Here is a 26,064-nt window from a genome sequence, read left to right as displayed (position 1 = left end):
TCATTCTCCTCTTATTGTTTAGTTTGTAAATATTCATAAAGCTTTGTGCTGAGGTAATTGACGATGGTGTCTTCCTCTCTGGATTCCAGAACAGCCACACATTCTTCCTCCTCAACAATCAGCGAACTCAAGTAACTCAGTGTTTCGAGACCCTCCCTGCTCATATCCGCCGGTGCGAGCATAAGCAGAATGGTGTGTACGTCAGCGTGTTCCCCACCCATATCGACAGCCTTCACCGGCTCATGAGTGAAGTTAACTGTAAAGGAGGGCTCTTTCACCGACTCACTGCGTGTATGGTACAACGCAAGGGATGTACCAGGGATGGCGAGCCCGCCTTTCTGCTCCCGTTCCAACAAGGCTTCCAGAACAGCAGGACCGTTTGGAATGACACCGTCTGCAGCCAAGCGATCCGTCATCGCTGTCAACACACTGGGTATATCATAACCATCTGCCTCCAGAACACGGAGCCTGTTCAGCAGATGATCAATAACATCAGCAAAGCTCCTCCAGCTTTTCAGCCTGTCTCTCACCTGCCGGAAGTCCACCCGGGTCAACGAGGGTTTCGAATCCTTTTTCGCTTCTTTCAAATGCTGAAACACCTGGACACGCCGGATGGTGTGCTCCAGCTTATGAACATCCTTCTGCGGCAGGACCGGGCTCACCCTGACATAGTCTTCTATATCCGGGAGTTCAATCGTAGAAACGATCACATCATAATTTTCCTTCACCATATCCTTCAGCTCAAAAAGAGAACGGTGCTCTACGGTTTCTATCTCATGGAATCGTTTTTGAAGCTTGGCGGCCAGAATCTTAGCTGTCCCGATTCCGCTTGAGCAGACAACAAGGATATCCAGTCCCCTTCTGCCTTCCAACTTTAAGAGAGCGGAGGCGAAATGCATGACAACAAAGGCCACTTCTTCTTTCGGAAAGTAAAGATCAGGAAAAACTTCAGCAAGACTTTCTTCGATATGGACGAAAAGCTCCGGGTAATCCACCATCATCTGATCGGTAAACGTGTTCTCAATCCCCATCTGGTGCTGAAGCCTGTATAAACTCGGCTTCAGGTGGGCCACCAAATCGTGGAGCAGGCGGTCGGACTGTTGAAAATGGATGCCTGTCCGTTTCGTAACTTCTGTGATCAGCTGTTTCGTCTTGAACGCTACGCTCATACTTGAATCTTCTAGTACCGAATGACGGTCATAACGCGCTTTGGCTCCCATCAAGTGCATCGTAATGAAACCTGTCTCCGCTTCCGGGATGTCCAGTTGAAACGCATCCGCCAGCATCCGTGTCAGCTCCCTGGCAAATTCAAACTCCTTGGAGTGCCGGAGCTTATCCAGCTGTTCTTCTTCCATAAGAATGATTTCCCCGTATTGAATCCGTTCGATCGCAAGCCCAAGATGGATGACCAGAGCAATATAGGCACTGTCTGCGAGTGGATAATGCAGTTTGTCCCTCAATTGATCAACATGGGTTTCAATAAGCGTCAGCTTGTCCGGCTGAACAAATTCAAGCACCTGACCGGAAATGGAGGAAACAGGCTTTTTCTCCGCCTGCATATTCTGCTGAAGAATCGAGAACAAATCCAGTTCATTCAAGTGTTTCATGATCAGCGAACTGATCGCCTTACGGATACCCGATTCAGCTCCGTTGACTTCCACACCGTACCCACGCCTGCGGACAAGCGTAAGATCAAAACTCTCCAAATGGATTTCCACTTTATCAAGATCATTGCTGGCGGTCGCTGACGTTACTCCTAAATCCGCAGCTAAAGCGGACAATTTCACGGGCTCACGCGATTCCAACAGCTTCGATAAAATAAGCACCTGGCGTTCTTCCGGCGTATAATCCACCGTTTCCTGCTGGTGAAGCTCCCGTTTGAACTGTCGGCGGTTTTCAAAGGGGCCCTCCAGAGTCAGCCAGCCTCCGGATTGTTTGGATAAATGGAGCCCGTACTCCTCAAGAACACTTTCAATTCCCTTCAAGTCACGGTGGACGGTTCTCGTGCTTATACCGAGATCCTCAGCCACCTGTTTGATCGTCACGGTCTCTTCCCTCGAAAAAAGCTGCTCTAAAATCTTTCTTTCGCGGGCTGTCACATACATCTGCCTCACCTCCCTCGTTGACAACATTTAATTAGTTTATTTTCTATATTTCCATCTTAGCCCGGTTCGTAAGGGTTTTCAACAGAAAGTAAACCCACTATCGTCACGATGGCTGTGACAAAATTAAAAAAGAAAACATCCTCCAACAGAACGCTCACAGATGGACCAGACGCGTGCTGTTCCCGCAGGCACCATCACCGAACGCTCCTCCTGCCGACATTAGAACATATAGGAGGGAGATTGTGCACTAAGCAGGTTCGCATACTCAAAAGAACGGCACGAGCTGCGCTGTTGCGGCTTGCGTGGAAAAGAACAGGCGCTGATGACGGCTGCCAGCCGGAACATGAAAAAGTCTGTCCTCCATCCAGCAAGGATGAGCGTTTTAAAGAATCCCCTAGGAGCGGTGCCCCTTCCACTCCTGCGGTAGAACGAGCGGTCCGAGACCCCCGATCATGGGTTTTGCGTGGAAGCTCGGGCGCTCGTCCGCGGAAAGGGAAGGGGCTTGAGCTCCTGGCAGTAAGAAAGAAAAAAAGCTTGTAAAGAAACAGGGGTTTCTCTACAAGCTGAAAAGGAAGCCGCGTGGGCTTCCTTTACTTCGTGCTTATTCGTCTTCTTTCAATTCATTGACCAATTCATCGTAGCGCGGGCTGTTCAGGAAGTTGTCCACGGAAATGTGGTGCGCTCCCGGTACACGCTGCATCGCGCGCTCTGTTAAATCTTTGTGCGTGATAACGATGTCCACATCAGATGGCAGGTCATTGATCGCCATGTTTGTTACGTCGATGTTGATCCCTGCTTTTTTGAATTTGTTCTTAAGAAGGGAAGCTCCCATTGCACTGGATCCCATGCCGGCGTCACAAGCGAAGATGATCCGGTCAATTTCCTTTTCATCCACGGCTGGAACCTCTCCGGTATTTCCAGATGGCGCAGGCTGCGCTTTTTCCTGGGATTCTTCAGGCTTCTCATCATTTTGCAGTTCATTGACAAGCTCATCATAGCGCGGGCTGTTCAGGAAGTTGTCCACGGAAATGTGATGGGCTCCTGGTACACGCTGCATGGCACGCTCTGTCAAATCTTTGTGCGTGATGACGATGTCCACATCAGATGGCAGGTCATTGATCGCCATGTTCGTCACATCAATATGAATGCCTGCTTTTTTGAATTTATTTTTGAGAAGAGATGCTCCCATCGCACTGGACCCCATACCGGCGTCACAGGCGAAGATGATCCGGTCAATATCCCCTTCACGTACAGATGGAACTTCTTCTGTATTTCCAGAAGGAGCCTGCTCTTTAGAAGCTTCTTGTGTTCCTTCATCCTTGGTCAACTGACTGGAAACAGAACTCTTCTTCCCTTTCATCTGCTCCATTTGAGCTGTCGCCTGGTTCAAATCATCTTCGTCCTCTTTCTTGCTCAGCTTCAGAATCAAGGAAGCAACAAGGAAGGAAGCGAGGGCGGCAATCAATACACCTGCAATGACTCCCAATAGATCTCCACGTGCTGTCAATGTCCCGATAGCGATAATACTACCCGGGGACGGTGTAGCTGTCAGTCCGACACCAAGAGCGGCAAAGGTTGCTGTCCCTGATACACCACCTGCAATAACAGCTAGAAGCAGGGCCGGCTTGGATAGAATGTAAGGGAAGTAGATTTCATGAATCCCACCGAAGAAATGAATGATTGCAGCTCCAGGTGCTGTCTGGCGGGAAACCCCTTTTCCAAAGATCGTAAAGGCTAACAGGACACCAAGTCCAGGTCCTGGGTTGGACTCAAGCAGGAAAAGAATTGATTTTCCAAGATCCTGCGTTTGATCCACTGCAATCGGGCTCAGGATACCGTGGTTGATGGCGTTGTTCAGGAACAAAATCTTCGCTGGTTCAATAAAGACGTTGACCAGAGGAAGCAGTCCGGCACCGATCAGGAACTCTACAGCACTTCCGAGGATATTTGTCAGACCAGCCATAACCGGTCCGACCACATAATAACCAATGATAGCAAGAATACCTGCGGCAATACCGGCCGTAAAGTTGTTGATCAACATTTCAAAACCGGATTTCACTTTACCTTCAAACAGTTTGTCTACATATTTGATGACAAGGCCACTGAATGGACCAATCACCATGGCTCCAAGGAACATCGGAATGTCTGCTCCAACGATAACCCCCATCGTCGCTGTCGCACCAACCACTCCTCCTCGCAGACCGTGGACAAGACGTCCACCTGTAAAACCAATCAATAATGGAAGGAGATAGGTAATCATCGGACCGACCATTTCGGCTAAATCTTCATTTGGAAACCATCCATCTGGTATAAATAAGGCGGTAATAAGTCCCCATGCAATAAATGCGCCGATGTTCGGCATGATCATACTACTTAAAAAGCTGCCAAACTTCTGTACCCGGGCACGGAAACCAGCTTGCTGCTTTTCACTCATAATGTTTCCTCCTCGTCTCTTTCGTGTGTTTCTTCTGTAACCTTATGATAAAGCGGTTACAACTCTTATCTCAAGACAATCTAAACGCATGTTTGTCACAGATGTCATGACAGGATTAAAAAAGCTGTCATGGCGCGGTTTACAAGCTTTCCACATTCATCGAAACTGGCATTCGATTCCAGATCTTGTTTGAGTTTCTGCTCACAGGGAACGTTTACACAAGATAATAAGGACAGGAGGAATAGGACGATGAATGCAGCTCAACTACTGATTCAATGCTTGGAAAATGAAGGCGTCGAGTACATGTTCGGCGTGCCGGGTGAAGAAAATATTGATGTGATGGATGCTGTTTTGGACTCATCCATCCAATTTGTCACAGCAAGACACGAAACGAGTGCAGCTTTTATGGCAAGTACGTATGGACGTTTGACCGGAAAACCCGGTGTCTGCCTGGCCACGCTCGGGCCCGGTGCTGCCAATCTATTAACAGGCGTGGCAAACGCAAACATGGACCACTGCCCATTGATTGCGATTACCGGTCAGGCAGGCCTTGATCGTCAGCATAAAGAGTCCCATCAGTACTATGACCTTGTCGATATTTATGAACCTGTGACCAAATGGAATGCCCAGATCAAGACAGGTGAAATGATCCCGGAGGCCGTACGGAAAGCATATAAAGTTGCCGCGGAGGAAAAACCGGGGGCGACGCACATCGATCTTCCCGAAGATATTGCCGAAACCAAAGTAGAGGGCGCTCCGCTGCCAATCAGCCGCTCCACTCTGCCGACAGCAGAAACGTCCGTGATCCAGGAAGCAGCGGAAATCATAAAGAAAGCACGGTTTCCACTCATTTTAGCCGGAAATGGAGTGACCAGGGCAGGAGCTTCTGAGGAACTCAAGGAGTTGACCGAAAAAGCCTCCATTCCTGTTGTCCACTCCTTCATGGGAAAAGGGGCACTCTCTTGGAAGCATGAACACAATCTATTTGCAGCAGGTAGCGGGACAGATTACATTACCTGCGGATTCAGCAAAGCTGATTTAATCATCACGATCGGCTTTGATATGGCAGAGACACCTCCGGAAAGCTGGAACCCTTCCGGCCGCACCCCTGTCCTCCATATCGATACGGCAACAGCTGAAATCGATTCCCACTATCCTGTCAAGGTGAATGTCATTGGGAACATTCGTAAAAACCTGGCTCAGTTGAATACATCCCTCTCAAGTCAGGAGCGGGACCTTTCATGGGCGGAACATGTGCGCAGTCAGATGCTTGAAGATATGAACGCCCATAAAGATGATGACTCCTTTCCTTTGAAACCGCAGAAAATCATCTCCGACCTGCGCCTGACTTTGAAGGATGAGGACATCGTTATTTCCGACGTGGGCGCACATAAAATGTGGATGTCCCGCCTCTATCCGGCCGCCCTACCTAACACGTGCCTGATTTCCAACGGGCTTGCTTCCATGGGAGTAGCTGTACCCGGCGCTGTAGGAGCTAAGCTGGCTCACCCGGATAAAACGGTTGTAGCCGTGTGTGGTGACGGCTCTCTTTTGATGACAGAAGCAGAAATGGAAACGGCAGTAAGACTCCAGCTTCCTCTGATCATTCTGTTATGGCGTGATGAAGGCTACGGATTGATTGAATGGCATCAGAAGAAGAAATTCGAGCGCTCTTCTCATATAGGTTTCGGAAACCCCGACTTCCCCAAACTGGCAGAAGCATTCGGTTTTGAAGCTCTATCAGTAGAGAAGGGTGATGATCTTACAGAAACCCTTCAACACGCCATTTCTTTAAACAGGCCTGTACTGATTGATTGTCCTGTCGATTACGGTGAAAATATGAAGTTGACGGAAAAACTAAACCAAATCCAATGCGACTGAGTGGTTGGACAGGAAAGCAGCTTCAATGAATGAATAAAAATAAGCGGAGCCTGATGGCTCCGCTTTCCAGGCTGTCGAGAAATTTATCGGCAGCTTTTTTGATCGTTTCTTTTTCTTCTTGTTCCCCATGTATGTAAGAACATGTCCAAGAGATTCTTTTCATATAAAAGGGGTAGCTCCTAGAAAAGACCTATACTTTTTCTCTGCTTTCTTTACTGGATATGAAGAGGTCCGAAGGCATATGATTGACTTCCCGACTCCATCTCAAATGTAAAAACATCCCCACGCGCAACAGGTCCTACTCCTTCCGGTGTACCCGTGAAAATGATATCTCCCTGGCCGAGCCCGAGACGGCCTCCGATCACGTCAATAAGCTCCCGCAGGGAAAAAATCATTCGTTCCGGATACCCATTCTGAACGATTCTTCCGTTTTTAAAAAGGGAAAATGCCCCCTCACGAAAAGCCTCTTCCCCTGGGAAAGGCACAAACCGACTGACTACAGCTGATCCAGGAAAGCCTTTCGCCATTGTCCAGGGATGACCTTTTTCCTTGAGCTTCGACTGTACATCTCTCGCTGTGAAATCGATGCCGAGGGCGATGCCGTCGAGCATTGCATCGAGCGGTTTATCCGGATGGTAGTCCTCTCTCATCCTTACAACCAACTCTCCTTCAAAGTGGATCTCCCCCTGCTCAAATGGTAAGTGGACTTCCCCCTCCGTTGTATGTAACGCGTGGGTCGGCTTCATAAAAATGAGCGGCTCTGACGGCACCTGATTGCCAAGCTCTTCCGCATGCTTTTTATAATTGCGCCCTACACAAAAGATGTTGCGGATTTCCTCCATCTTCTTTCAACTCCTCCCTGTTTTCCTGTTTTCCTGCTTTCTCCAGTTTAGCACAGGAACCTGGAGCGCTTACGGAATATCCCTCGAATGTATACAAATTTTCCACCCTCTGCACGTTTTTCAACAAGCAGGCAATCCATTACCATAAAAAAACGCAGAGCAAAGGCTCTGCGTTTACAGCTTGTAGAGAGACCCCTGTTTCTTTACAAGCTTTTTTCTTTCTTACCGCCAGGAGCGAAAGCCCCTTCCCTTTCCGCGGACGAGCGCCCGAGCTTCCTCGCAAAACCCACGCTCGGCGATCTCGGACCACTCGTTCTTCCGCAGGAGTGGAAGGGGCACCGCTCCTTGGGAGTTCATTAAAATCGAAAAAGATTGTCCTCCATCCAGCTCACCCTTGCTGGATGGAGGACAATCTTTTTCATATTCCGGCAGACAGCCTTCATCATAAACAACTCTAAATGGTTAACTCAGGCTTTTTCTACAAACAAAAAACGCAGAGCAAAAAGCTCTGCGTTTACGTGGAAGCTGGAATCCAGCGTTTATATGGTTGTTTTCTGAGATGACGGTCAGCGAAATCCTTGAATTCCTGCTGCTGTTCGACGGAAGCAAAATATCGTTTCGGCAGAATGATCGTCTGCTTATCCTTCGTATACAGGACAAACATCGTTGACACTTCATTCAACGTCGCAATTTCTTTCCATAAGTAGCAGTGACTCTGCTTTTTTATCTTTTCGGTAATGCCCTTATCATCAATCGTATACGTCCATGCATTTTTAGCATAATAATCGGCTTTGTAAACGCCTGTCGAGCGGAGATGGAGGACAAACATCATGATCAGGAAGACAAAAGCAGCCGGGATCAAGGCATATCCTATAGAAACCAGTCCCTTCTGCCACCAGGCTCCATCCACAGATCCGTAAAACAATATCGTAAACAGCACCATTGTGCTGAACAAAGTCCATAATTTCATGCGTTTAAAATGAAAAGCGTGGCATTTCTTAAATTCGTTCAATTGAAGAATGCCGCTGATTTGAATTCCCTTCTGGATATTCATGGTGTACCCTCCCTTTTAAAAGTCTATGCTAAGAGTAGGGGTTATCCTGACCTTTAGCAACCATTATGCTTAAAAAAACGCAGCCCAATTTATGGGATGCGTTGAAAAAGTCAGAAGGAAACGGCCGCTTTTTCTGCTTTTTCCAGACCTTCTTCAATGATGCTTTCCGCACGGTCTGGGAATTGGTTATGCCCCTCAATAACGAGCGTCGTAATGTCTGATATGCCCCAGAAACCAAGAATGTTTTCCACGTAGTTAACCGCCATCTCAGCAGATTGAGCGGGTCCTTCGGAATAAACACCGCCTCGGGCGTTCAAAACAGCCACTTTTTTATCAGGAAGCAGCCCAACAGGTCCTTCCGCCGTATAACGGAACGTTTTACCTGCTTGAGCCAGATAGTCAAAGTAGGTGTGAAGAACTGCCGGTATCGTAAAGTTCCACAATGGGAAGGCGAAAACGACTTTGTCCGCTTCCAGGAACTGGTTTAAATATCCATTGACTGTCTTCGTGGCTGCTTCTTCGTTGGGAGTCAATTCCATCCCTTGAGACAGTTTGAACATGCCGTTGATTTTATCGGTATTGTAGTACCCCAGATTTTCTTCAAACAGATCCAGCTCTTCAATTTCGTGATCCGGATGATTCTCTTTATAATGATCCAGGAACGTGTGATACAGCTTCACACTCACGGATTGTTCAATTGGTCTAGAATTTGCTTTAACAAACAATACTTTTGTCATTAAAAAATCCCTCCAGCATATATTCAGGCCTTCCGCCTATTTAGTTCGAATTCATAATGTTGCTATACATACTATATAACAATCATCATAATAATCTTCTTCGTTGAATATGTCAATCATCACGCACTCAGGGATGCACATACGACATAATACCCATTTTTATCCAAAATGGTTTAACACGAAGAAAACCCGGATATAGAGCTAATGTGCGCACAGGAAATCATTAAATGGAAAGGATGTATACGTATGGCAGATCGTTATAAGACAGGCGAAAAAGCTCCTGAATCAGGTACTTATGAATTTGATGGTTTAGCCGATGGCCGCAAGAATAATAACGTTACGGAAGATGAAAAACATATCGAACTCAGCAGCGGTGATACATTCCCACCTCTCCGTTCAAGTAAGGAAGCAGCCTATTGGAAAAAAGCCAAATAAAAAGAAACCTGAACCCCTTTGATAAATGGGTTCAGGTTTTTTTCTTCCCCTGGATCACTTTAAACCGACTGCCTTTGGCGCCTGGTTTCTCTTCAAAAGATGTGATGGCGGCCCTCACACCAATGGAAAGGGAGCCATCGGCCTCTACTAAAAATAAGGTTCCCGGTTCTTTCACCTCAACGGAACGAACGTTATGCCTTGCAAAAAGCTCCTGCAGCTCCTGGATCAGTTCTGTTTTCCCGTATGTGAAACCCATTTTTGATCACTCCTCGTCTAGTCTTGTTACTAGTAGGTTATGTAGAAGAAATAGAAACATGCCACTTCTCTATGACAAGAGGGCCGTTGAAAGGCACGGTCGTTGACATATCGATAATCCTCGATTAATATAGGCCTATGAAAAATTACATCGATATCTTCAAAGTATTAGCCAACCAGACAAGATTGGATATGCTTATGTGGTTGAAAGATCCTGAAAAGCATTTCGATAAGCCGACCGCTCATCTATCTAAGAACATCAATGAAAAAGGCGGCGTCTGTGTCGGAGATATTCAGGAAAAAGCCGCCCTTTCCCAGTCGACGGTCTCCCATTACCTGGCGATGATGCAGCATGCCGGACTGCTGGAATCCGAACGCCATGGCAAATGGACCTATTACCGGAGACGTGAGGAAAAAATTGAGGAAGTCGCGGAATTTATAAAAAGAGAGCTTTAAGCTCTTTTTTTACCACCGATATATCGATAATTTTAGATATGTAGATATGAGTTCAAAGGAGGAACTTTTCATATGAAAATCTGGATTTATTTCATTGCTCTGATGGCAGGCATTTCCCTCAGTATCGAAGGAGCTGTTTATGGAGAACTCGGAAAGACCATTGGAAAACTTGAAAGCAGCTTTTATAATTTCGCAGCCGGATCCATCATTCTTGGACTTATTGTACTCTTTTTTGGTAAAGGAAAGCTTTCTGCCACCACCGAAGCGCCCAGGTGGCAGATGAGCGGCGGACTGCTGGGCATCATTTATTTAACTATATTAATTTTTGCCATACCGGTGGTCGGTGTAGGTGCCGCCATGATCAGTGTCATTGTCGGGCAGCTTCTCATGAGTCTGCTGATTGAATCGAGAGGATGGCTTGGAAGCCGGGCCGCTCCTGTTCCTAAAGAAAAAATCTTTGCTGTTGTCCTGATGACTATATCACTGTTTCTCATTTATTAAAGGAGGATTCTTATGGGCTTACTGATTATCGCCGCCTCTGTGGCAGGGGGTACACTACTCAGTTCACAAAGCTCCATCAATGGAGCATTAAGCAGAAAAGCCGGCACGTATGAAACGACCTTTTTCACTTTTATAACAGGAGCACTCATGCTTGCTCTGCTCGTCCTTTTCTTCGGCAGTGGCGACGTTATGAAAATTCTGGAGGCTCCTGCCTGGCAGTTGAGTGCTGTATGGTTCGGAGTCGGCTACTTGTTTCTCACCGTTCTCGCTGTTCCGCAGATCGGTGTCATTGCCACCAACATTTCCACCATCATCGGACAACTCGGCGCCGGAATTCTGATCGATCACTTCGGATGGTTCGGAGGACTCCGAATTCCCCTGGACGGGGAGCGTATCGCAGCGTTCATCCTTCTACTCGCCGCTCTTTGGCTGATATATAAAGCCGATAAAAAGCAGATCAAAAAGGCATAAAATTTGTAGAAGTTTTTAACCTTCTGTATAATCTATCACTATGAATAAGACCTTCCACTATAGTGGAAGGTCTCTTTGGTAGGTGTCTTATGCTGAATACAACTTTTTTGTCAAACTTGAATGAAAAGATCGAAGGCGTCCGGGCTAAAATGTATGAAGCCTATGAAGATGGACGCAGCTATGAAGAACTCCTCAAAATCTCCCAGGAGCTTGATGACCTGTTAAATCGTTTAGAACAAATAACAAAATAAAAAGGATGCCTGACTCACAGGCATCCTTTTTCATGCAGATATAACTTTATTCCTCCCCGAGTGTTTCGCCTCATATAACGACTCGTCCGCTTTTTCCAATAATCCCTTCGCTGTTGACACATGGTCAGGATATGTACTCACCCCAATAGAGACCGTAATGAAAATCTTTTCTCCATCAGGGAGGAGAAACTCTTGGTGTTCCACCGTCCGCCGAATGCTTTCTGCTTTCGCCCTGCCGGCTTCATTGCTGCAGTCCAGAAGGATAACAGTGAACTCTTCTCCACCGTTTCTAGATACGATATCAAAGGATCGGGTTACCTCATTCAAGGTACTCCCCAGCTGCCGCAGTACTTCATCACCGGCCGCATGCCCATATGTGTCGTTCACGCGCTTAAAGAAATCAATGTCGATGGCAAGCAGAGTCAACGCTTCCTCTTTTTCCACGGCGTTTCTCACACTATGGTTCCAGAGGCGGTCAAACTCCCTCACATTATATAACCCAGTCAAATAATCGACGGATGACTGCTCTTCATACGTTTTAAAAAGATAATGAGACCTCCGCAGGTAATGGACGAGGTAGGAAGCCAGCATCCCACCGATAAATGAAATCAGCCAGTAGATGGGAATGAGAAACTGCAGTGTGCCCCAGTCCCTGATTACCAAGGAAATGACAATCGAAAAGACGATGTTCGACCAGAGCAGCATTTGAAAGGAGGATTTGAGCGGACTCTCCCTGTGATGAACCTTCTGGTACAGCCACATATAACCGATAAACAAGAAAATCATTAAGATGACAGCGGCCATCGAAGAAAGATTGACCCCATACAACAGCCGTCCGGAAGCAATGATGACAGCACTCAACAAAGCCGGGCGGATCCCTATGTATAAGAGCAGAAGCATGACGGGGAGATGGCGCAGATCAATAATCGTCTGTTCTGTCACCTGTATAGAAAAATACATCAGCAAAATGCCAAGCAATCCGCCTGCAACCCCGTCGATCCACTGACTGTTCTGTTTAGAAACCGCAGGCAGCAGTTTCGTCCACCGAACCTGCAGATACATAAAAACGAGGGCAATTACGATGCAGATATTTATAAAAAATTCCTGAATGATCACAAACAACCTCATCCCTCTTTCTCTTCTTGCACCCATTTGTTCTATTATCGACATCTTCCAACAGATTTGTCTATGAAAATTGTCATTCCTTTGTAAAAGAAGATGTACAAAACGTATACACATCTGTGCATCACGGTCTTTCTTCCTATTACAAAATCAGTCATTTTGTGGTAATAATAGAGTATAAACAACGACGATTATAAGAAACAGCCCCCTGATGTTCAGGTCGTTTCCTTTTGTGAATGGAAGGGTATACGTATCAAAATAAAATAAACGAGACACGATGAACTGTGATTTTTAATGTGGGCACTTGAATCACAGGGAGTGAGTAGTGCAACCGGCTCCGCTCAGGAGGCATAACCATGAGTAAAACACCCCCGCGTCCTATGGAAAACAGTGACGATAACAAAAAACAAATCGTTCACCTGAAAGCTTCGTCAATCAAAACCTTGTCGGATCCCCTTCTCCTACTGACCTACCGTCAGGCTGCCGAGATGGGTCTGGATCAAGACTTTCTTTACCTTATCTGTAAAGAGTTGAAAGACAGGGGGTTCTCCATTGAATGCTCCTCTAGCTACGGATGACAATGGATAATTTATAGCTCACCCGTTGATTAAGCTCTACCAGCCATTCATCCAGCACCTCATTGGAAGGAAAACGGCATTCCAGTAAATAGCACCCCTCCCCGCTGATTTTATAATTATTCCTGACGAATGATGGATGGTTCTCGAGAAATGTAAAATAGGGTTGATGATTCAGGCTGTCTGTGTAGATATTCAAAAAACAGTGGACAGGATAGCCCATCTTCTTTTCATTCACGCGGACTGTATAGGATTCAATCAGCCCTTCGTCTTCTAACTTCAAGACTCTTGCCGCTGCTGCCTGTCCTGTGAGATGGACATGAGCTCCCAGCTCCTTCATCGTCATCCGGCCATCTTTTTTCAGCTCTTCTATAATTTTCTCATCGGTTTTGTCCATGACTTCTGCCTTCCTTTCATATTTCAACTCTTTTCAGCCAAACACTTGATTAATGCGGTGTACTCCTATTTCCCTTCATAGTACGCTATTGTCAACAGAGATAAAAGGAGGAAGGCTTTATGAAAATCAAGCTGATTCGAAATGCAACATTACAATTGAACTATGGAGGAAAAACCTTCTTAATCGATCCATTCCTTTCCACACAGGGAGCGATGCCGGCTTTTCCAAATTCGCCGCATCAGGATTTAAGGAACCCGACCGCCCCCCTGCCTGTTGATGCCGAAAGTCTGACCGATGTGGACGCTGTCTTCATCACCCACCTTCATCCTGATCATTTTGATGACGAAGCGAAGGCTGTTCTAGCCAAAGAAACGCCTCTGTTCGCTCAAAATGAGGAAGACGTGAGAGCTGTGCAGGACGCAGGATTCACCCATGTCCACTCCTTCCAAAATGGTGTGGATATAGAAGGCATCCGGATTACCCGCACCCCGGGACGTCACGGATCGGAAGAAATGACAGCTATAACGGGAAAGGTGTCCGGTCTCCTTTTTGAAGCAGACGGTGAGAAAAGTCTTTATATTGCCGGGGACACGGTTTGGTATGAAGAAGTCGAACAGACGCTGGCCTCCCGCCGTCCTGATGTCATCGTAGTGAACGCGGGGGCCGCTCAATTTTTAGAGGGCGGGCCGATTACGATGACGAAAGAAGATGTCACAGCTGCCGCCCAGGCTGCACCAGAGTCCGAGATACTCGCTGTGCACATGGAATCCCTGAACCACTGCCTGTTAACTAGAGAAGAGTTGAAGTCTTATACGAGCGGTTATCCGTCTATTCACATCCCTGAGGATGGAGAGACGCTGACCTTTTGATCCTTTTCCCTCCGGACCTGCCGGAGGGTTTTTTTATGCCTGACAAAAGGAATAGTCACACCTTCCACCAATATCCAACAGCGTTTTACATTATGTTAATTGTCAGACAATTCAGATGTTGATATAGTGATAAAAACAAAGGAGGCGATGATTGTTGCAGATCAATCAGGACAGGTATAAAGATCATCTCATGACACTTGCGGAGATCGGGAAAATTGGAGAAACGGGTGTGAACCGGCTCGCCCATTCCAAGGATGACCGGAAAGCGGTTGATGTCGTACAAGGATGGATGGAAGAAGCCGGGCTGACGACCAGAATTGATGGTTTCGGCAATTTGATCGGTCGTACAGAGGGCACCGAGCCTGATCAACCTATTCTCATGATGGGGTCCCACATTGATTCCCAGCCGTACGGGGGCCGTTTTGATGGAACCGCCGGAGCTCTTGGAGCGATTGAAGTTGTACATACAATGAAAGAGCAAAACATAAAGCCGGTACGCACGATTGAAGTGATCTGCTTTGCTGATGAAGAAGGATCCCGATTTAACAAAGGGGTATTTGGTGTACGCGGCCTCATCGGTCAGCTGGAGGAAGGGGAGATACTTCGAAAAGATAAAAACGGGATGACCCGGCTCGAGGCTTTAAGGGAATTCGGTGTCGAGCCGGATTTATCGGAAAGTCCCGTCTACAAGCCAGGTGATATTGAAGCTTTTTTAGAGCTTCATATTGAACAGGGGCCTGTCCTTGAATCAAAAGATAAGCCTGTAGGCATCGTTTCAGCCATCTCCGGACCGATCTGGCTTACGGTGACCCTGGAAGGCTTCGCCGGCCATGCCGGATCTGTACCGATGCATTTAAGACAGGATGCCATGCTCGGTGCTGCCATCATTACAAAAGAATTCAATGAACTTGTCCTCAGGGAAGGAACACCAAATACCGTCGGAACGGTCGGAAGCATCCAGAATTTCCCGAACTCCAGAAACATCATTGCCGAAAAGGTCGAGTTCACCATTGATTTGAGGGATATCGACCTGGACGCGAGAAACCGCCTGGAAGAAAAACTCTATCAATTAATAGAAAAAACAAGTAAAGAATTGAACCTCGACTACTCCATTACAGAAGATACCAAGAGTGATCCCCGCTACTGCGCGGACTGGATTAAAGAGATTATGAAGAAGCACGATGAACAGCTTGGTTATCAATCTCCCACCCTCATGAGCGGTCCGTTTCACGACGCCCTGTTCATGTCCTATATCAGTGATTACGGCATGATCTTTGTGCGGTGTGAAAAAGGGATCAGCCATAACCCGCTGGAATATGCAGAAATGGAAGATCTACAAAAAGGGGTGGAACTGCTTTATCATACAGCGATGGAAATTGCCGGAGCTTAGAAAGGGGGAACGTATGCACGCAGACAAAATTTTTATAAACGGTGAAATTGTCACAGCGGACGAACATTTCCATGTGTATGACGCACTTGCAGTCCAGGGGGAAAGCATCCTCAAAACGGGAAAGAACGATGAAATCATGAAAACCGCCGGCGCCCACACAGAGGTTGTCGACCTAAAGGGGAGAACGCTCATGCCCGGAATCATTGACGCCCATGTCCACCTCGAGCTTTACGGAACGAATGTCCTCGGTGTCAACTGTAAAAAACCCCGGACGATTCCTGAAGTTCTGAAGGCACTGACAGAAAGGGCTGCGGAAACTGCTGAAGGCCAATGGGTGCGCGGCTGGGGCTACAATCAAAACGAACTGGCCGAGAATCGGCATCTAACGAAGTGGGACTTGGACAAAGTGTCCACCTCCCATCCGATCATAGTCGTCCGGACGTGCGGACACATCTCCTGCGTAAACACCAAAGCCTTGGAGATGGCAGGAATCGAGGAAACCACTCCAGACCCGGTGGGCGGGTCTTATCACAAAATCAACGGACAGTTGAGCGGCCTGCTGCTGGAAGCCGCTCATATGACCGTCTTCCAGCACGCGGATTACAGTGAAGAAGAAGTTCTCCACGGATTAGCGCTTGCTTCTCAGGACTTCTTATCCTACGGCATTACAAGTGTTCATGATGCCGGCGGTTATGGGACGAAGCATATCCGCTATTTACAGCAGGCTGTCCAGCAAGGCATCGTGAAGCAGCGCGTCTATGCTCTGTACGGTTCCCTGTCCAACGCTCCGGAAATGGTTCGTGCGGGATTGGAAAGCGGCATTTCAACAGGCCTTGGTGATGAATGGTTCAAAATTGGACCGGCGAAGCTTTTTATTGATGGGAGCAGCAGCGGTCCTACCTGCCGTACAAGAGAACCCTATAACAGCAACCCCGAAGACAGAGGTATGTTATACATCACCCAGGATCAACTCGACGGACCACTTCTGGAGGCCCACCGTCGTGGCTGGCAGATAACCGCTCATGCGATGGGCGATGAAGCCGTAGACATGATGCTGCACACCATTGAGCGAGCGCTCGATCAGGCACCAGCAGCTATTCCCCGCCACCGGATCGAGCATGCAGGAATCGCACCTTCCGACCTCGTCGAACGGATTCGAAACACCGGAGCGGTTCCTATTCCGAACCCATCGTTCCTTTATGAATTCGGTGATGGTTATGAGAAAGATTATGGAGAACGCATCAACCATATGTTCCCGTTAAAAAGCTATTCGGATCCATACATTCCTTACGCCATTGGGTCAGACAGTCCGATTACCACTCCAAATCCTTTTTACGGCCTGTATGCAGCGGTCACCCGGCGCAGTAAAAGCGGCCGGATCATAGGAGAAAACCAGACGGCTCCACTAGAGGAGGTGATCCGGGCTTATACGTGGGGAGGCGCTTACGCTTCGCAAGAAGAACATAGGAAGGGAACGCTGGAACCAGGCAAAGCGGCCGACCTTATCCTACTGAATCGTTCCATTATGAAATGTCCTGCTTCCGAGCTTCCGGATATGCAGGTCGAAATGACCATCCTGAATGGAAAAACCGTGTATACGTTACAAAAGGAGGACGTCTATTGAGTAAACAACGCTTTATAAAAATCTACTGTCTATCCCTCGCCATCCCTTTCCTGTTGATGGTTTTCCCGCTTTTCACCCTTGGTAACCGGGAGACGCCCTTCATCATGGGTCTCCCCTTCTCGGTATTCTGGGTGATTTTCTGGATCCTGATCACCTTTATCATTGTATTATTTCTTTATCGTCTCGATCCGGACAAAGATGAAAAGGGGGTCCAGTAAATGGCTCAGTGGCAGATTGCAATGATTATGATGATCGCTTATCTTGTCATCGCATTATTGATCGGCGTACTTGCCGGCCGCAATCAGGATAAGCAGTCTCTGGAAGAATTCACGACAGCTAAAGGGAACCTCGGTCTCTTCGTCATGTGGTTTTTAATGGGGGGAGCCGTCTTCAGTGCCTTCTCTTTCCTCGGGGCTCCGGGGTGGGCCTTCTCCAGAGGTGCTCCAGCGCTTTATATCATCACATACACCGCTTTCGCTATTTTACCTTGGTACATCATTGGTCCGAAAATCGGACGGATCGGACGGAAACATAACATATATACCGTCGCCGGCTTCATGCAGCTGCGTTATTCCAGCCGTGTGCTGGCCATGATGATCGGAATCATTGCCCTGCTCGCCTCTATCCAGTATCTGGCTACTCAAATGAAAGGAATGGCTTACATCTTCAGCATTATGACAGAGGGCCGCATTCCTTTCTGGCTCGGTGCCTTATTGTCCTACGGCATTGTCGTCGTCTATGTAGCAACCGGCGGTCTGCGGGCAGCCGCATGGTCAGATGTTTTCCAGGGCATTCTAATGATCATTATCTCCTGGACGGTAGGATTGACCATTGTGAACCAGCTCCACAGCAGTGTTCCAGATATGTTCAGGAATTTAACAGAGACCGCTCCGGGCTTCCTTCAGATCGGCGCGGAGGGATCCACGATGAGTGCGATGGCTTATACGACAACGATTCTCGTTTCCACCATCGGCTTTCTCATGTGGCCTCATTTATTTTCTAAGTCCTATGCCACGAAAGCACGGACCATTAAGAAGACCGTTCTCGTCTATCCTGTATTCGCCCTGTTCTTGATCCCCTTGTTGTTCGTCGGATTTTCAGCTGTCAATGTCATTGATCCGTCCCAAATTGGATCACCTGACGAGATTCTCCCTTACTTGATCACGACGGTCCTTACACTGCCAGGCTGGGTGTACGGTCTTGTCGGAGCCGGTGCCCTGGCAGCAGCCATGAGTACAGCCGATGCCATTACTCACAGTGCTTCCCTCGAATTTACCGACGGGTTTGTAAAGAATATCAAGCGCGACCTTTCCTCCAAAACCACCCTTTTAATCATGCGGATCGGTGTGTTTGTCATTGGGGGACTCGCCTATGTGATTACTGTTTTTGGAGGCCAGGGATTGATTGCCCTCCTGCTTGGTGCATACGGATCAATCGTCCAGTTCGCCCCGGGCGTATACGGAGCGCTCTATTCGAAGAAAGTCACAGAACCCGCGGTCATTACAGGGTTGATCACCGGTACAGTCGTGAACTATTATTTCCAGCTCGTTGCACCGACTACACCGCTGGATATTAACCCAGGGATTCTCGGCCTGATCTGCAACATCGGCCTTGTCGTCATCATCAGCGGATTCACACAAGGAAAGGAGCTTCCGATGGCGGAGGAGTACCGCAAAGTCGGATCCTGATAGCGGAAGAACACATGTCCAGCTTTTTCTCTCATAAAAAAATGCATCCCTCTCCAATGAGGGATGCGTTTTCATTTTTACGTACGGATCAGATTGTGAGGATCCAAAACGAATTTCTTAGCGGCTCCCCCATCAAACTCCTCATAGCCGCGCGGGGCTTCATCAAGACCGATGACGGTGGCATTGACCGCTTTCGCAATGTCGGCTTTTCCTTTCAATATCGACATCATCAATCCATGATGATACTGCATGACAGGCGTCTGCCCGGTCGCAAACGACTGCGCTTTAGCCCAGCCTAGCCCGAAATCGAGCTTAAGCAGTCCACGCCGTGCATCTTCCTCAGATGCACCGGGATCCTCTGTTACATAAAGCCCGGGAATACCGAGTCCGCCCCCTGCTTTTGTTGCGTCCATAATGGAGTTCAAAACCGCTGCCGGTGCTTCCTGATGGTTGTGGCCGTGAGCTTCAAAACCGACACAGTCTACAGCCGCATCCACTTCAGGAACACCAAGAATCTGTTCGATTTGTTCAGAGATATTGTCATGATTTCCAACGTTGATCGTTTCACAGCCGAAGCTCTCCGCCTGCGCCAGCCGTTCGTCAATCAAGTCACCGACGATGACAGCAGACGCACCGAGAAGCTGGGCGGAGTGAGCAGCAGCAAGCCCGACAGGACCCGCGCCGGCGATATACACAGTGGAACCCATTTTCACACCAGCTTTATAGGCACCGTGAAATCCCGTCGGGAAAATGTCTGAGAGCATCGTTAAATCAAGGATTTTCTCCATCGCTTCGTCTTTATCCGGAAACTTGAGAACCTGAAAATCTGCGTAAGGCACCATCACATATTCTGCCTGGCCGCCTACCCATCCACCCATGTCGACATAACCATACGCTGAACCAGGTCGGTCGGGATTCACATGCAGGCAGATGTGGGTTTTCCCTTCAATACAATTGCGGCACCTTCCGCACGCAATGTTAAAAGGTACAGACACCAGATCCCCTTTTTTGACAAACTCGACATCTCTTCCTGTTTCAATGACTTCTCCTGTAATTTCGTGGCCGAGCACGAGCCCTTCCGGTGCCGTCGTCCGTCCACGGACCATATGCTGGTCACTTCCGCAGATGTTGGTGGAGACGACTTTTAAAATGACTCCATGTTCACACTTGCGCCCGACATTCTTCGGATTCACACCCGGCCCATCTTTCAGGACAAGTTCGGGGAATTCGATTTCCTTGACCGTTACGCCGCCATTTCCTGTGTACGCTACCGCCCGGTTGTTTGTAGCCATTTCGTTCCTCCTCAAAATAATAGACTCCCTTAAGCGTCGGCTGCTGAATTCCGTGACATGATTTAAAGATATAACATGTATTATTTTCCCATTTATCCCATAATTAAAACAATATTCTGTCATTTTTTCACAAAAAAAGACCCGCCTGTCCAGCGGATCTTGAAAGTTTAAAACGTTTCTGCGGCATCCTTGGCTCTCGCTTCAGCTGTCGACTTTATTTCCCCGGCTTTATCAGGCATAGCCGCATGCCCTTCAACGAACAACCCTTCAATCGAGGGAATACCGAAAAACTGCATGACGGTCTTGAGGTACCGATGCCCCATCTCCATTCCTGCGGCCGGTCCTTCAGAATAAATGCCGCCGCACGCCTGGATATGGAAGGCTTTCTTATCCGTCAGCAGACCAACAGGACCCTCCTCCGTATATTGAAAAGCTTTCCCTGCCACCGCAACGGAATCAATATAGGCTTTCATAACCGGTGGAAAAAAGAAATTCCACATAGGTGTTACAAAGACATATTTATCAGCGCTCGTAAACTGATCACTTAATTCCTTCAGCCGGGATACTTTTCTTTCCTCGTCCGGGGTGAGTTCACCTCCGGACTGCAGTTTCCCCCAGCCACTGAAAATATCCGCATCGATGTGAGGGATGGACTCCTTATACAAATCAATCGGCGTAACCGTATCCTCTGGGTTTGCGGTTTTATACTGCTCAATAAATGCTTTGCCGACACTCATGCTGTAAGAAGCAGTTTCATCATGAGGGTGGGCTGTGATATACAGCACTTCAGCCACGGTTCATCGTTCCTTTCCATTCTCTGATGCTCATTAGTGTGCAGCAAAGAAGGAAACTTACTACAACAGAAAAGCAATAAATTATGGAAAAAGGAGCGGAATGATCACCTGAAGGCATGAAAACAGCCTGTAGGAAAACAGAAGTTTTCTACAGGCTGGGTCCAATCTTATGTGGTTTCTTCTTACAACGAGTCGTCCTCTTGATTCACATATGGATTACCAGACAGATGACGACTGATGTCCTTTGGAATCACAACTTCCTCCGGCTGCTCATATTTTCCCTTTGATTGAACACTTCCATCGTAATGATAAGGTGCATCCTTCATGCGGCACGCCTCCTCTGCATTTCTGTTAGCATGCGTGCGTGAAAGCCGGCGTATACAGAGACATTACATTTTCAAGGCGATGTTTTTCAGTTGTGTATAGTTTCTTAAAGCTTCAAGCCCCTTCTCTCTACCAAACCCACTCTTGCCGTAACCGCCAAAGGGCATCTGTATCCCTCCGCCGGCACCGTAATTGTTAATGAAGATCTGTCCAGCCTTCACTTTTTCCGCCAGCTTATGGGCACGTGACACGTCCTTCGTCCAAATACCTGTGACAAGTCCATACTCGGTGCTGTTGGCAAGATGAGCCGCTTCCTCATCGGTTTCAAAGGCGAACACAGAGAGGACAGGACCGAAGACTTCCTCTCGGGCTATCTCACTTTCAGGCCTCAGCCCGTCGATAATCGTCGGCTTGAAATAACAGCCTCCAGGTGCATTTGAAACGTAGGCACGTGTTCCACCAAGCAGAAACTTCCCACCATCTGCCTCCACCTTCTTCATAAAGTTCTCGATCCGCCGGCACTGCTGCTCCGATAAAATCGGACCGATATCCGGGTCGCTTTCTCCAGGACCCATGCTCAAATGGTTCATTCGATGAATCACCTTCTCTACGAACGAAGCTTTGCAGTCCGCATGAACGAGCAGGCGGGAACCTGCGGAGCATGTCTGGCCGGCATTTTGAATGATCGATTTGACCACCCATTCGACCGCTTCATCCTGCGATGCATCGGGAAATACGATGTTCGGTGATTTCCCCCCAAGCTCCAGAGTGACAGGGACGATGTTTTCAGCAGCGGCTTTCATAACCTCCGTCCCGGTCGGCACAGATCCTGTGAACGTTATATGGTTCACATCAGGGTGACCAGCCAGGCGAGCTCCTGCGGTATGTCCTTCTCCAAGGACGAGATTGACGACTCCATCAGGGACCCCTGCCTGCTGGAGAATCATCCCCAGCTCCACGGCAGTCAGAGGCGTCTGTTCCGCCGGTTTCATGACGACCGTATTGCCTGTAGCTAAAGCGGCTGCGCAGCTTCTCGAGGCTACTTGAAGCGGATAGTTCCAAGGAATGATGTGAGCCGTGACGCCCACAGGTTCCCGAAGGGTATAGTCGAGCACCCCCGGTTCAATCGGAATGGTTTCCCCGTGGATTTTATCGGCGGCTCCCCCATAAAATTCGAAATAACGGGCCGCTGCCTCCACATCCGCCCTTCCCTGTGAAATCGGCTTTCCCGTATCAAGCGTCTCAAGAAGGGCGAGAGACTCTTTATTCTCCCTGATCATCTCAGCCACCCTCAGAAGCATCTGTCCACGTTCATAGGGCTTCACCAACGGCCAGTCTCCTGCACTAAAAGCGTGTCTTGCTGCCGATACGGCCAGGTCTATATCCTCTTTGCTGCTTGCGGGAGCATCGGCGATCACTTCTCCAGTCGAAGGATTATGTATATCCATCCGTGCACCGGCAGAAGGTTCTGACCAGACACCATTAATTAAATTCTTAAGTATGCGCACATTCATTTCCCCCTTTATAATCCGCGGCCGCCATCAATGGAAAAAACACTGCCGGTCGTCATACGTGCTTCATCAGAAACGAGGTATACGACGGCATGGGCAATATCATCAGGGTCAATCAACCGTCCCAGTGGCACAGACCTCTGAAACACCTCCCTCTTTGTATCATCCATATTCTCTCCGGGCCGGACAAATTCCCCAAGCATGCCGGTATCAGACGGACCGGGGTGAATGACGTTGACACGGATGCTGTCAGGAGCCAGCTCTATCGCAAGCGCTTTCGAAAAAGCAGTCACAGCTCCTTTGGAAGCAATGTACGCACTGAGGCCCGGCCTCACCCGTTCAACTGCAATGGAGGCAATATTCACAATAACCCCGCACTGCTCTTTTTTCATATAAGGAACAGCGGCCCGGCACATGAGAAAGGCCGCTTTTGCATTGACATTCATGACCATATCCCAGAAATCTGTTGTCACTTCTTCAACAGGGGCTGCAGCCTGGGCCATACCAGCAGCGTTGACGACGCCGTAGATTTGTCCATTCTGTTCAATGGAAGTCTTCACAACACGTTCCACATCTTCTTCCTTCGTCAAATCCGCTTCCACAAATGGATACATTCGCTGGTCTATGTCCGGCATGCGGACCCGGTCTACCGCCGTTACGGAGGCTCCTTCTTCCAACAGTCTGGAAATGACCGCCTGTCCCATTCCTCCAGAAGCTCCTGTAACAATGATATGTCTGCCTTTGACTCTCACTTTCTGATTCCTCCTTTACGTTTGGGCATGGATGGCACGGATAATAGCATCGCCCATATCGGCTGTGCTGGATTTCCCACCAAGATCAGGGGTGCGGATCTCCTGTTCAGCAAGAACAGCTTCCATACCGTTCATGACCAAATCACTCAGATCCGGCCGTCCATTATGCTCCAACATCAATGCCGCAGACCAGATCTGTGCTACAGGATTGGCGATGCCTTTGCCTGATATATCCGGAGCCGATCCGTGTATGGGCTCAAACATGGATGGAAACTGTCCCTCCGGGTTTAAATTCGCAGAAGGGGATAAGCCGAGACCCCCCACAATCCCGGCCCCGAGGTCTGTGAGTATATCTCCGAATAAGTTCGAGGCAATGACCACCTCGAACGATTCCGGCCGGTTGATAAAGTAGGCGGCCAGTGCATCGATATAGACAGGAGAAAGACGAATCTCAGGATACTCCTGCCCAACTTCCCGGACCACATCATCCCAAAGCTTCATCGTATGAATGATCGCATTGGATTTTGTAGCACTTGTGACGGTCTTTTTACCATGCTTTCTCGCATAATCAAAACCATACCTGCTCAGTCGGCGGATGCCTGCCTTCGTCATGACCGTCGTCTGCACCGCCATCTCCTGACTGGTTTGTCCATACATCCTCCCGCCCATATGGGAATATTCCCCTTCTGCATTTTCACGAAAGACGACGAAATCAATCGGGGCTTTCGTGTCCAGCGGGGAGGCGACGCCCTTCAGCTGTTTTACAGGCCGTACGTTCACATACTGCTGAAACTCCTTCCGGATTGGCATGATTAAATCCCAGATGGTCACTTCATCAGGCACCCGGGCATCTCCGATCGCTCCGAATAGGATGGCATCGAAATGCTGCAGATAACTGAGAGCGTCCGCAGGCATCATCCTGCCGGTTTCCATGTAATACGCACTGCTCCAGGGCAGCTCTTCCATCTCAAGCTGAAGTGTTGAATCCAGAGAAGAGAGGGTGTTCAACACTTTAAGCGCTTCGTTCATTACCTCGGGGCCGATGCCGTCACCTGCCATGACCGCGAGCTTCATGACTCTTTCGGCTCCTGAAGAAATTCGAGTGCTGTCTGCCTGTATAACTGGGTCGTTTCCACAAGATCACAGATGTCGATGTATTCATCCACCTGATGGGGGACTTCCCGGTCTCCTCCACCCGTCGTCAAAATGGGGATGCCGGCAAGGTGAAGAAATGTTCCGTCTGTGGCTCCGGGGACACCGTTATATACCGGCGCTTTGCCCGTCACTTTTTTATAGGCTTCCGCCACCGCCGTTACCACTGGGTTCTCCCGGTCCGTTTTCGTCCAGGGGCGCTCCTCCAGAACGATCATTTCCGCATCGAACCCCGCATCCCCTTCCATCGTCCTATCCAGGATCTGTTGGATGTCCCGTTTTAAAGCTTCGTGATCCTGGCCTGGAACTGTACGGATATCCAACGTTGTCCGGCACTGTTCCGGCACTACATTGATCTGGGGTTCACCGGATACAGGGGCCTGCAGAATTGTCGGTGTGATGCTCGGCCACCCAAGCAGCTCATGCTTCCCGGTCTTCTCTTTTTCCCTCTGCTCCAGTTCATCCAAAGCCGTGATGATCTTCGCCATCCTCGTATTCGGATTCAGCCCGGAAAGGGGCATTGCCCCATGCGCCTGACGGCCGTAGGCATCAATCTGGATCCTCATCGCCCCTTTTTGAGCGGTACAGAGCTGGTTTTCCTCCGGTTCACATATGACAGCTCCATCTACATCACGCGCCCATCCCTGCTGGATAAAATGTTTAATGCCGATCATCATCCCTTCTTCATCACAAGGAATGCACAGAATGATTTTCCCATTCAGCTCCTCTTCATCCTTGATCAAGGAATGGACCGCTGTAATGGCACAGGCAAGATTTCCTTTCGTATCATTCGTGCCCCTGCCGTACATCCGTCCTTTGACAATCTCAGCTCCGAATGGATCATACGTCCAACGGGCCGGATCTCCTTCTGTCACCACATCGGTATGACCTTCAAACAACAAGGTCTTCCCAGGCCTTTTGGTATCATAAATTCCAATGACATTCGGCCGGCCCGGTTCGACTTCCTCCACATGGACGTCCATCCCCATCTCTTCCAAGTAAGCGGCCGCATAATGGGCGGTTTTTTCTTCATTTCCATCCTTCACTCCAGGCCGGTAGACACTTGGAATCCGGACGAGCGCCTGCGTCAGATCGACCACTTCTTTTGTATCCCTCTCTACACGTGCTTTTTCATCAATCAAGATCATTCCA

General features: G+C 48.5%; 27 protein-coding genes and 1 riboswitch. Of the genes, 12 read left to right on the top strand and 15 right to left on the bottom strand.

Annotation, left to right across the window (positions count from 1 at the left end):
* Positions 1-11: 11 nt before the first annotated feature.
* Together QMA39_RS00335 and QMA39_RS00330 are read right to left on the bottom strand one after the other, a co-directional pair.
* Positions 12-2,105 (bottom strand): BglG family transcription antiterminator, encoded by a 2,094-nt coding sequence (locus QMA39_RS00335; protein WP_348646582.1) that lies wholly within the window; start codon positions 2,103-2,105, stop codon positions 12-14.
* Between the two features lie 601 nt (positions 2,106-2,706).
* Positions 2,707-4,539, bottom strand: a complete 1,833-nt coding sequence (locus QMA39_RS00330; protein WP_281657666.1) for a PTS mannitol-specific transporter subunit IIBC — start codon at positions 4,537-4,539, stop codon at positions 2,707-2,709.
* Between the two features lie 249 nt (positions 4,540-4,788).
* Here QMA39_RS00330 and QMA39_RS00325 point away from each other — a divergent pair, with 249 nt between their 5' ends.
* The gene (locus QMA39_RS00325; protein ID WP_281657665.1) at positions 4,789-6,420 is read left to right on the top strand and encodes an acetolactate synthase large subunit; all 1,632 of its coding nucleotides are present in this window, start codon (positions 4,789-4,791) and stop codon (positions 6,418-6,420) included.
* Between the two features lie 212 nt (positions 6,421-6,632).
* Here the strand turns inward: QMA39_RS00325 and QMA39_RS00320 are convergent, their stop codons facing one another.
* From QMA39_RS00320 to QMA39_RS00310, 3 genes are all read right to left on the bottom strand, one after another.
* The gene (locus QMA39_RS00320; RefSeq protein WP_281657664.1) at positions 6,633-7,262 is read right to left on the bottom strand and encodes a fumarylacetoacetate hydrolase family protein; all 630 of its coding nucleotides are present in this window, start codon (positions 7,260-7,262) and stop codon (positions 6,633-6,635) included.
* A 514-nt stretch (positions 7,263-7,776) separates the two neighbouring features.
* Complete coding sequence (locus tag QMA39_RS00315) at positions 7,777-8,316, bottom strand: YcxB family protein (protein ID WP_027953647.1); 540 nt, start codon at positions 8,314-8,316, stop codon at positions 7,777-7,779.
* Between the two features lie 110 nt (positions 8,317-8,426).
* On the bottom strand, positions 8,427-9,053 hold the full coding sequence (locus QMA39_RS00310; RefSeq protein ID WP_027953646.1) for an FMN-dependent NADH-azoreductase: 627 nt from the start codon (positions 9,051-9,053) through the stop codon (positions 8,427-8,429).
* Between the two features lie 246 nt (positions 9,054-9,299).
* On the opposite strand from QMA39_RS00310, the gene QMA39_RS00305 reads away from it, so the two are divergent.
* Positions 9,300-9,488 (top strand): YjzC family protein, encoded by a 189-nt coding sequence (locus QMA39_RS00305; protein WP_027953645.1) that lies wholly within the window; start codon positions 9,300-9,302, stop codon positions 9,486-9,488.
* Between the two features lie 31 nt (positions 9,489-9,519).
* Here QMA39_RS00305 and QMA39_RS00300 read toward each other — a convergent pair whose 3' ends face one another.
* Complete coding sequence (locus QMA39_RS00300; protein ID WP_027953644.1) at positions 9,520-9,744, bottom strand: hypothetical protein; 225 nt, start codon at positions 9,742-9,744, stop codon at positions 9,520-9,522.
* A 137-nt stretch (positions 9,745-9,881) separates the two neighbouring features.
* Here QMA39_RS00300 and QMA39_RS00295 point away from each other — a divergent pair, with 137 nt between their 5' ends.
* From QMA39_RS00295 to QMA39_RS00280, 4 genes are all read left to right on the top strand, one after another.
* Positions 9,882-10,199, top strand: a complete 318-nt coding sequence (locus QMA39_RS00295; protein WP_027953643.1) for a metalloregulator ArsR/SmtB family transcription factor — start codon at positions 9,882-9,884, stop codon at positions 10,197-10,199.
* Between the two features lie 72 nt (positions 10,200-10,271).
* Positions 10,272-10,700: a DMT family transporter gene (locus QMA39_RS00290; RefSeq protein ID WP_027953642.1), complete on the top strand. Its 429-nt coding sequence runs from the start codon at positions 10,272-10,274 to the stop codon at positions 10,698-10,700.
* Positions 10,701-10,712: 12 nt separating this feature from the next.
* Entirely contained in the window at positions 10,713-11,171 is a 459-nt protein-coding gene (locus QMA39_RS00285; RefSeq protein WP_027953641.1) for a DMT family transporter, read from the top strand.
* 89 nt (positions 11,172-11,260) lie between these two features.
* A complete protein-coding gene (locus QMA39_RS00280) occupies positions 11,261-11,422 on the top strand; it encodes an aspartyl-phosphate phosphatase Spo0E family protein (RefSeq protein ID WP_084162951.1) in 162 nt (53 codons plus the stop codon).
* Between the two features lie 30 nt (positions 11,423-11,452).
* Here QMA39_RS00280 and QMA39_RS00275 read toward each other — a convergent pair whose 3' ends face one another.
* On the bottom strand, positions 11,453-12,538 hold the full coding sequence (locus tag QMA39_RS00275) for a diguanylate cyclase (RefSeq protein WP_281658358.1): 1,086 nt from the start codon (positions 12,536-12,538) through the stop codon (positions 11,453-11,455).
* Positions 12,539-12,806: 268 nt separating this feature from the next.
* A riboswitch (cyclic di-GMP riboswitch) is annotated at positions 12,807-12,890 on the top strand.
* Positions 12,891-12,900: 10 nt separating this feature from the next.
* Between QMA39_RS00275 and sda the strand changes: the two genes are divergently transcribed.
* Positions 12,901-13,122, top strand: coding sequence for a sporulation histidine kinase inhibitor Sda (gene sda / locus QMA39_RS00270; RefSeq protein WP_206931837.1), 222 nt, complete (start codon positions 12,901-12,903; stop codon positions 13,120-13,122).
* On the opposite strand, the gene QMA39_RS00265 is transcribed toward sda, so the two are convergent.
* Positions 13,109-13,516 (bottom strand): Lrp/AsnC family transcriptional regulator, encoded by a 408-nt coding sequence (locus QMA39_RS00265; protein WP_206931835.1) that lies wholly within the window; start codon positions 13,514-13,516, stop codon positions 13,109-13,111. The genes sda and QMA39_RS00265 overlap by 14 nt on opposite strands.
* A 119-nt stretch (positions 13,517-13,635) precedes the next feature.
* Here QMA39_RS00265 and QMA39_RS00260 point away from each other — a divergent pair, with 119 nt between their 5' ends.
* The 5 genes from QMA39_RS00260 to QMA39_RS00240 all read left to right on the top strand — a co-directional run bounded on the left by QMA39_RS00260 (position 13,636) and on the right by QMA39_RS00240 (position 19,087).
* On the top strand, positions 13,636-14,385 hold the full coding sequence (locus QMA39_RS00260; protein WP_027953637.1) for an MBL fold metallo-hydrolase: 750 nt from the start codon (positions 13,636-13,638) through the stop codon (positions 14,383-14,385).
* Positions 14,386-14,539: 154 nt separating this feature from the next.
* Positions 14,540-15,775, top strand: a complete 1,236-nt coding sequence (locus QMA39_RS00255) for a Zn-dependent hydrolase (protein WP_281657663.1) — start codon at positions 14,540-14,542, stop codon at positions 15,773-15,775.
* 13 nt (positions 15,776-15,788) lie between these two features.
* Complete coding sequence (locus tag QMA39_RS00250; protein WP_281657662.1) at positions 15,789-17,399, top strand: amidohydrolase; 1,611 nt, start codon at positions 15,789-15,791, stop codon at positions 17,397-17,399.
* Positions 17,396-17,617 (top strand): DUF3311 domain-containing protein, encoded by a 222-nt coding sequence (locus QMA39_RS00245; RefSeq protein WP_281657661.1) that lies wholly within the window; start codon positions 17,396-17,398, stop codon positions 17,615-17,617. The genes QMA39_RS00250 and QMA39_RS00245 overlap by 4 nt, the downstream gene beginning before the upstream one ends.
* The gene (locus tag QMA39_RS00240) at positions 17,618-19,087 is read left to right on the top strand and encodes a sodium:solute symporter family protein (RefSeq protein ID WP_027953633.1); all 1,470 of its coding nucleotides are present in this window, start codon (positions 17,618-17,620) and stop codon (positions 19,085-19,087) included.
* A gap of 77 nt (positions 19,088-19,164) precedes the next feature.
* On the opposite strand, the gene fdhA is transcribed toward QMA39_RS00240, so the two are convergent.
* The 7 genes from fdhA to QMA39_RS00205 form a co-directional block, all read right to left on the bottom strand.
* A complete protein-coding gene (gene fdhA / locus QMA39_RS00235; RefSeq protein ID WP_281657660.1) occupies positions 19,165-20,379 on the bottom strand; it encodes a formaldehyde dehydrogenase, glutathione-independent in 1,215 nt (404 codons plus the stop codon).
* A gap of 167 nt (positions 20,380-20,546) precedes the next feature.
* Positions 20,547-21,173 (bottom strand): FMN-dependent NADH-azoreductase, encoded by a 627-nt coding sequence (locus QMA39_RS00230; RefSeq protein ID WP_027953631.1) that lies wholly within the window; start codon positions 21,171-21,173, stop codon positions 20,547-20,549.
* Between the two features lie 182 nt (positions 21,174-21,355).
* Positions 21,356-21,499 (bottom strand): hypothetical protein, encoded by a 144-nt coding sequence (locus QMA39_RS00225; RefSeq protein ID WP_281657659.1) that lies wholly within the window; start codon positions 21,497-21,499, stop codon positions 21,356-21,358.
* 63 nt (positions 21,500-21,562) lie between these two features.
* On the bottom strand, positions 21,563-23,011 hold the full coding sequence (locus QMA39_RS00220; protein WP_281657658.1) for an aldehyde dehydrogenase family protein: 1,449 nt from the start codon (positions 23,009-23,011) through the stop codon (positions 21,563-21,565).
* A gap of 8 nt (positions 23,012-23,019) precedes the next feature.
* Entirely contained in the window at positions 23,020-23,760 is a 741-nt protein-coding gene (locus QMA39_RS00215) for a glucose 1-dehydrogenase (RefSeq protein WP_281657657.1), read from the bottom strand.
* 15 nt (positions 23,761-23,775) lie between these two features.
* Positions 23,776-24,834 carry a tartrate dehydrogenase gene (locus tag QMA39_RS00210; RefSeq protein ID WP_035531157.1) on the bottom strand — a complete coding sequence of 353 codons (1,059 nt, stop codon included), beginning with the start codon at positions 24,832-24,834 and terminating at the stop codon, positions 23,776-23,778.
* On the bottom strand, positions 24,831-26,060 hold the full coding sequence (locus QMA39_RS00205) for a M20 family metallopeptidase (RefSeq protein ID WP_281657656.1): 1,230 nt from the start codon (positions 26,058-26,060) through the stop codon (positions 24,831-24,833). The genes QMA39_RS00210 and QMA39_RS00205 overlap by 4 nt, the downstream gene beginning before the upstream one ends.
* Between the last annotated feature and the right edge of the window lie 4 nt (positions 26,061-26,064).

This window comes from Halobacillus sp. Cin3 (genome assembly GCF_947311855.1).
Lineage (GTDB): Bacteria > Bacillota > Bacilli > Bacillales > Halobacillaceae > Halobacillus > Halobacillus kuroshimensis.
Note: the sequence above shows the minus strand (reverse complement) of the source record. Positions and strands in the feature narration are given on the sequence as shown.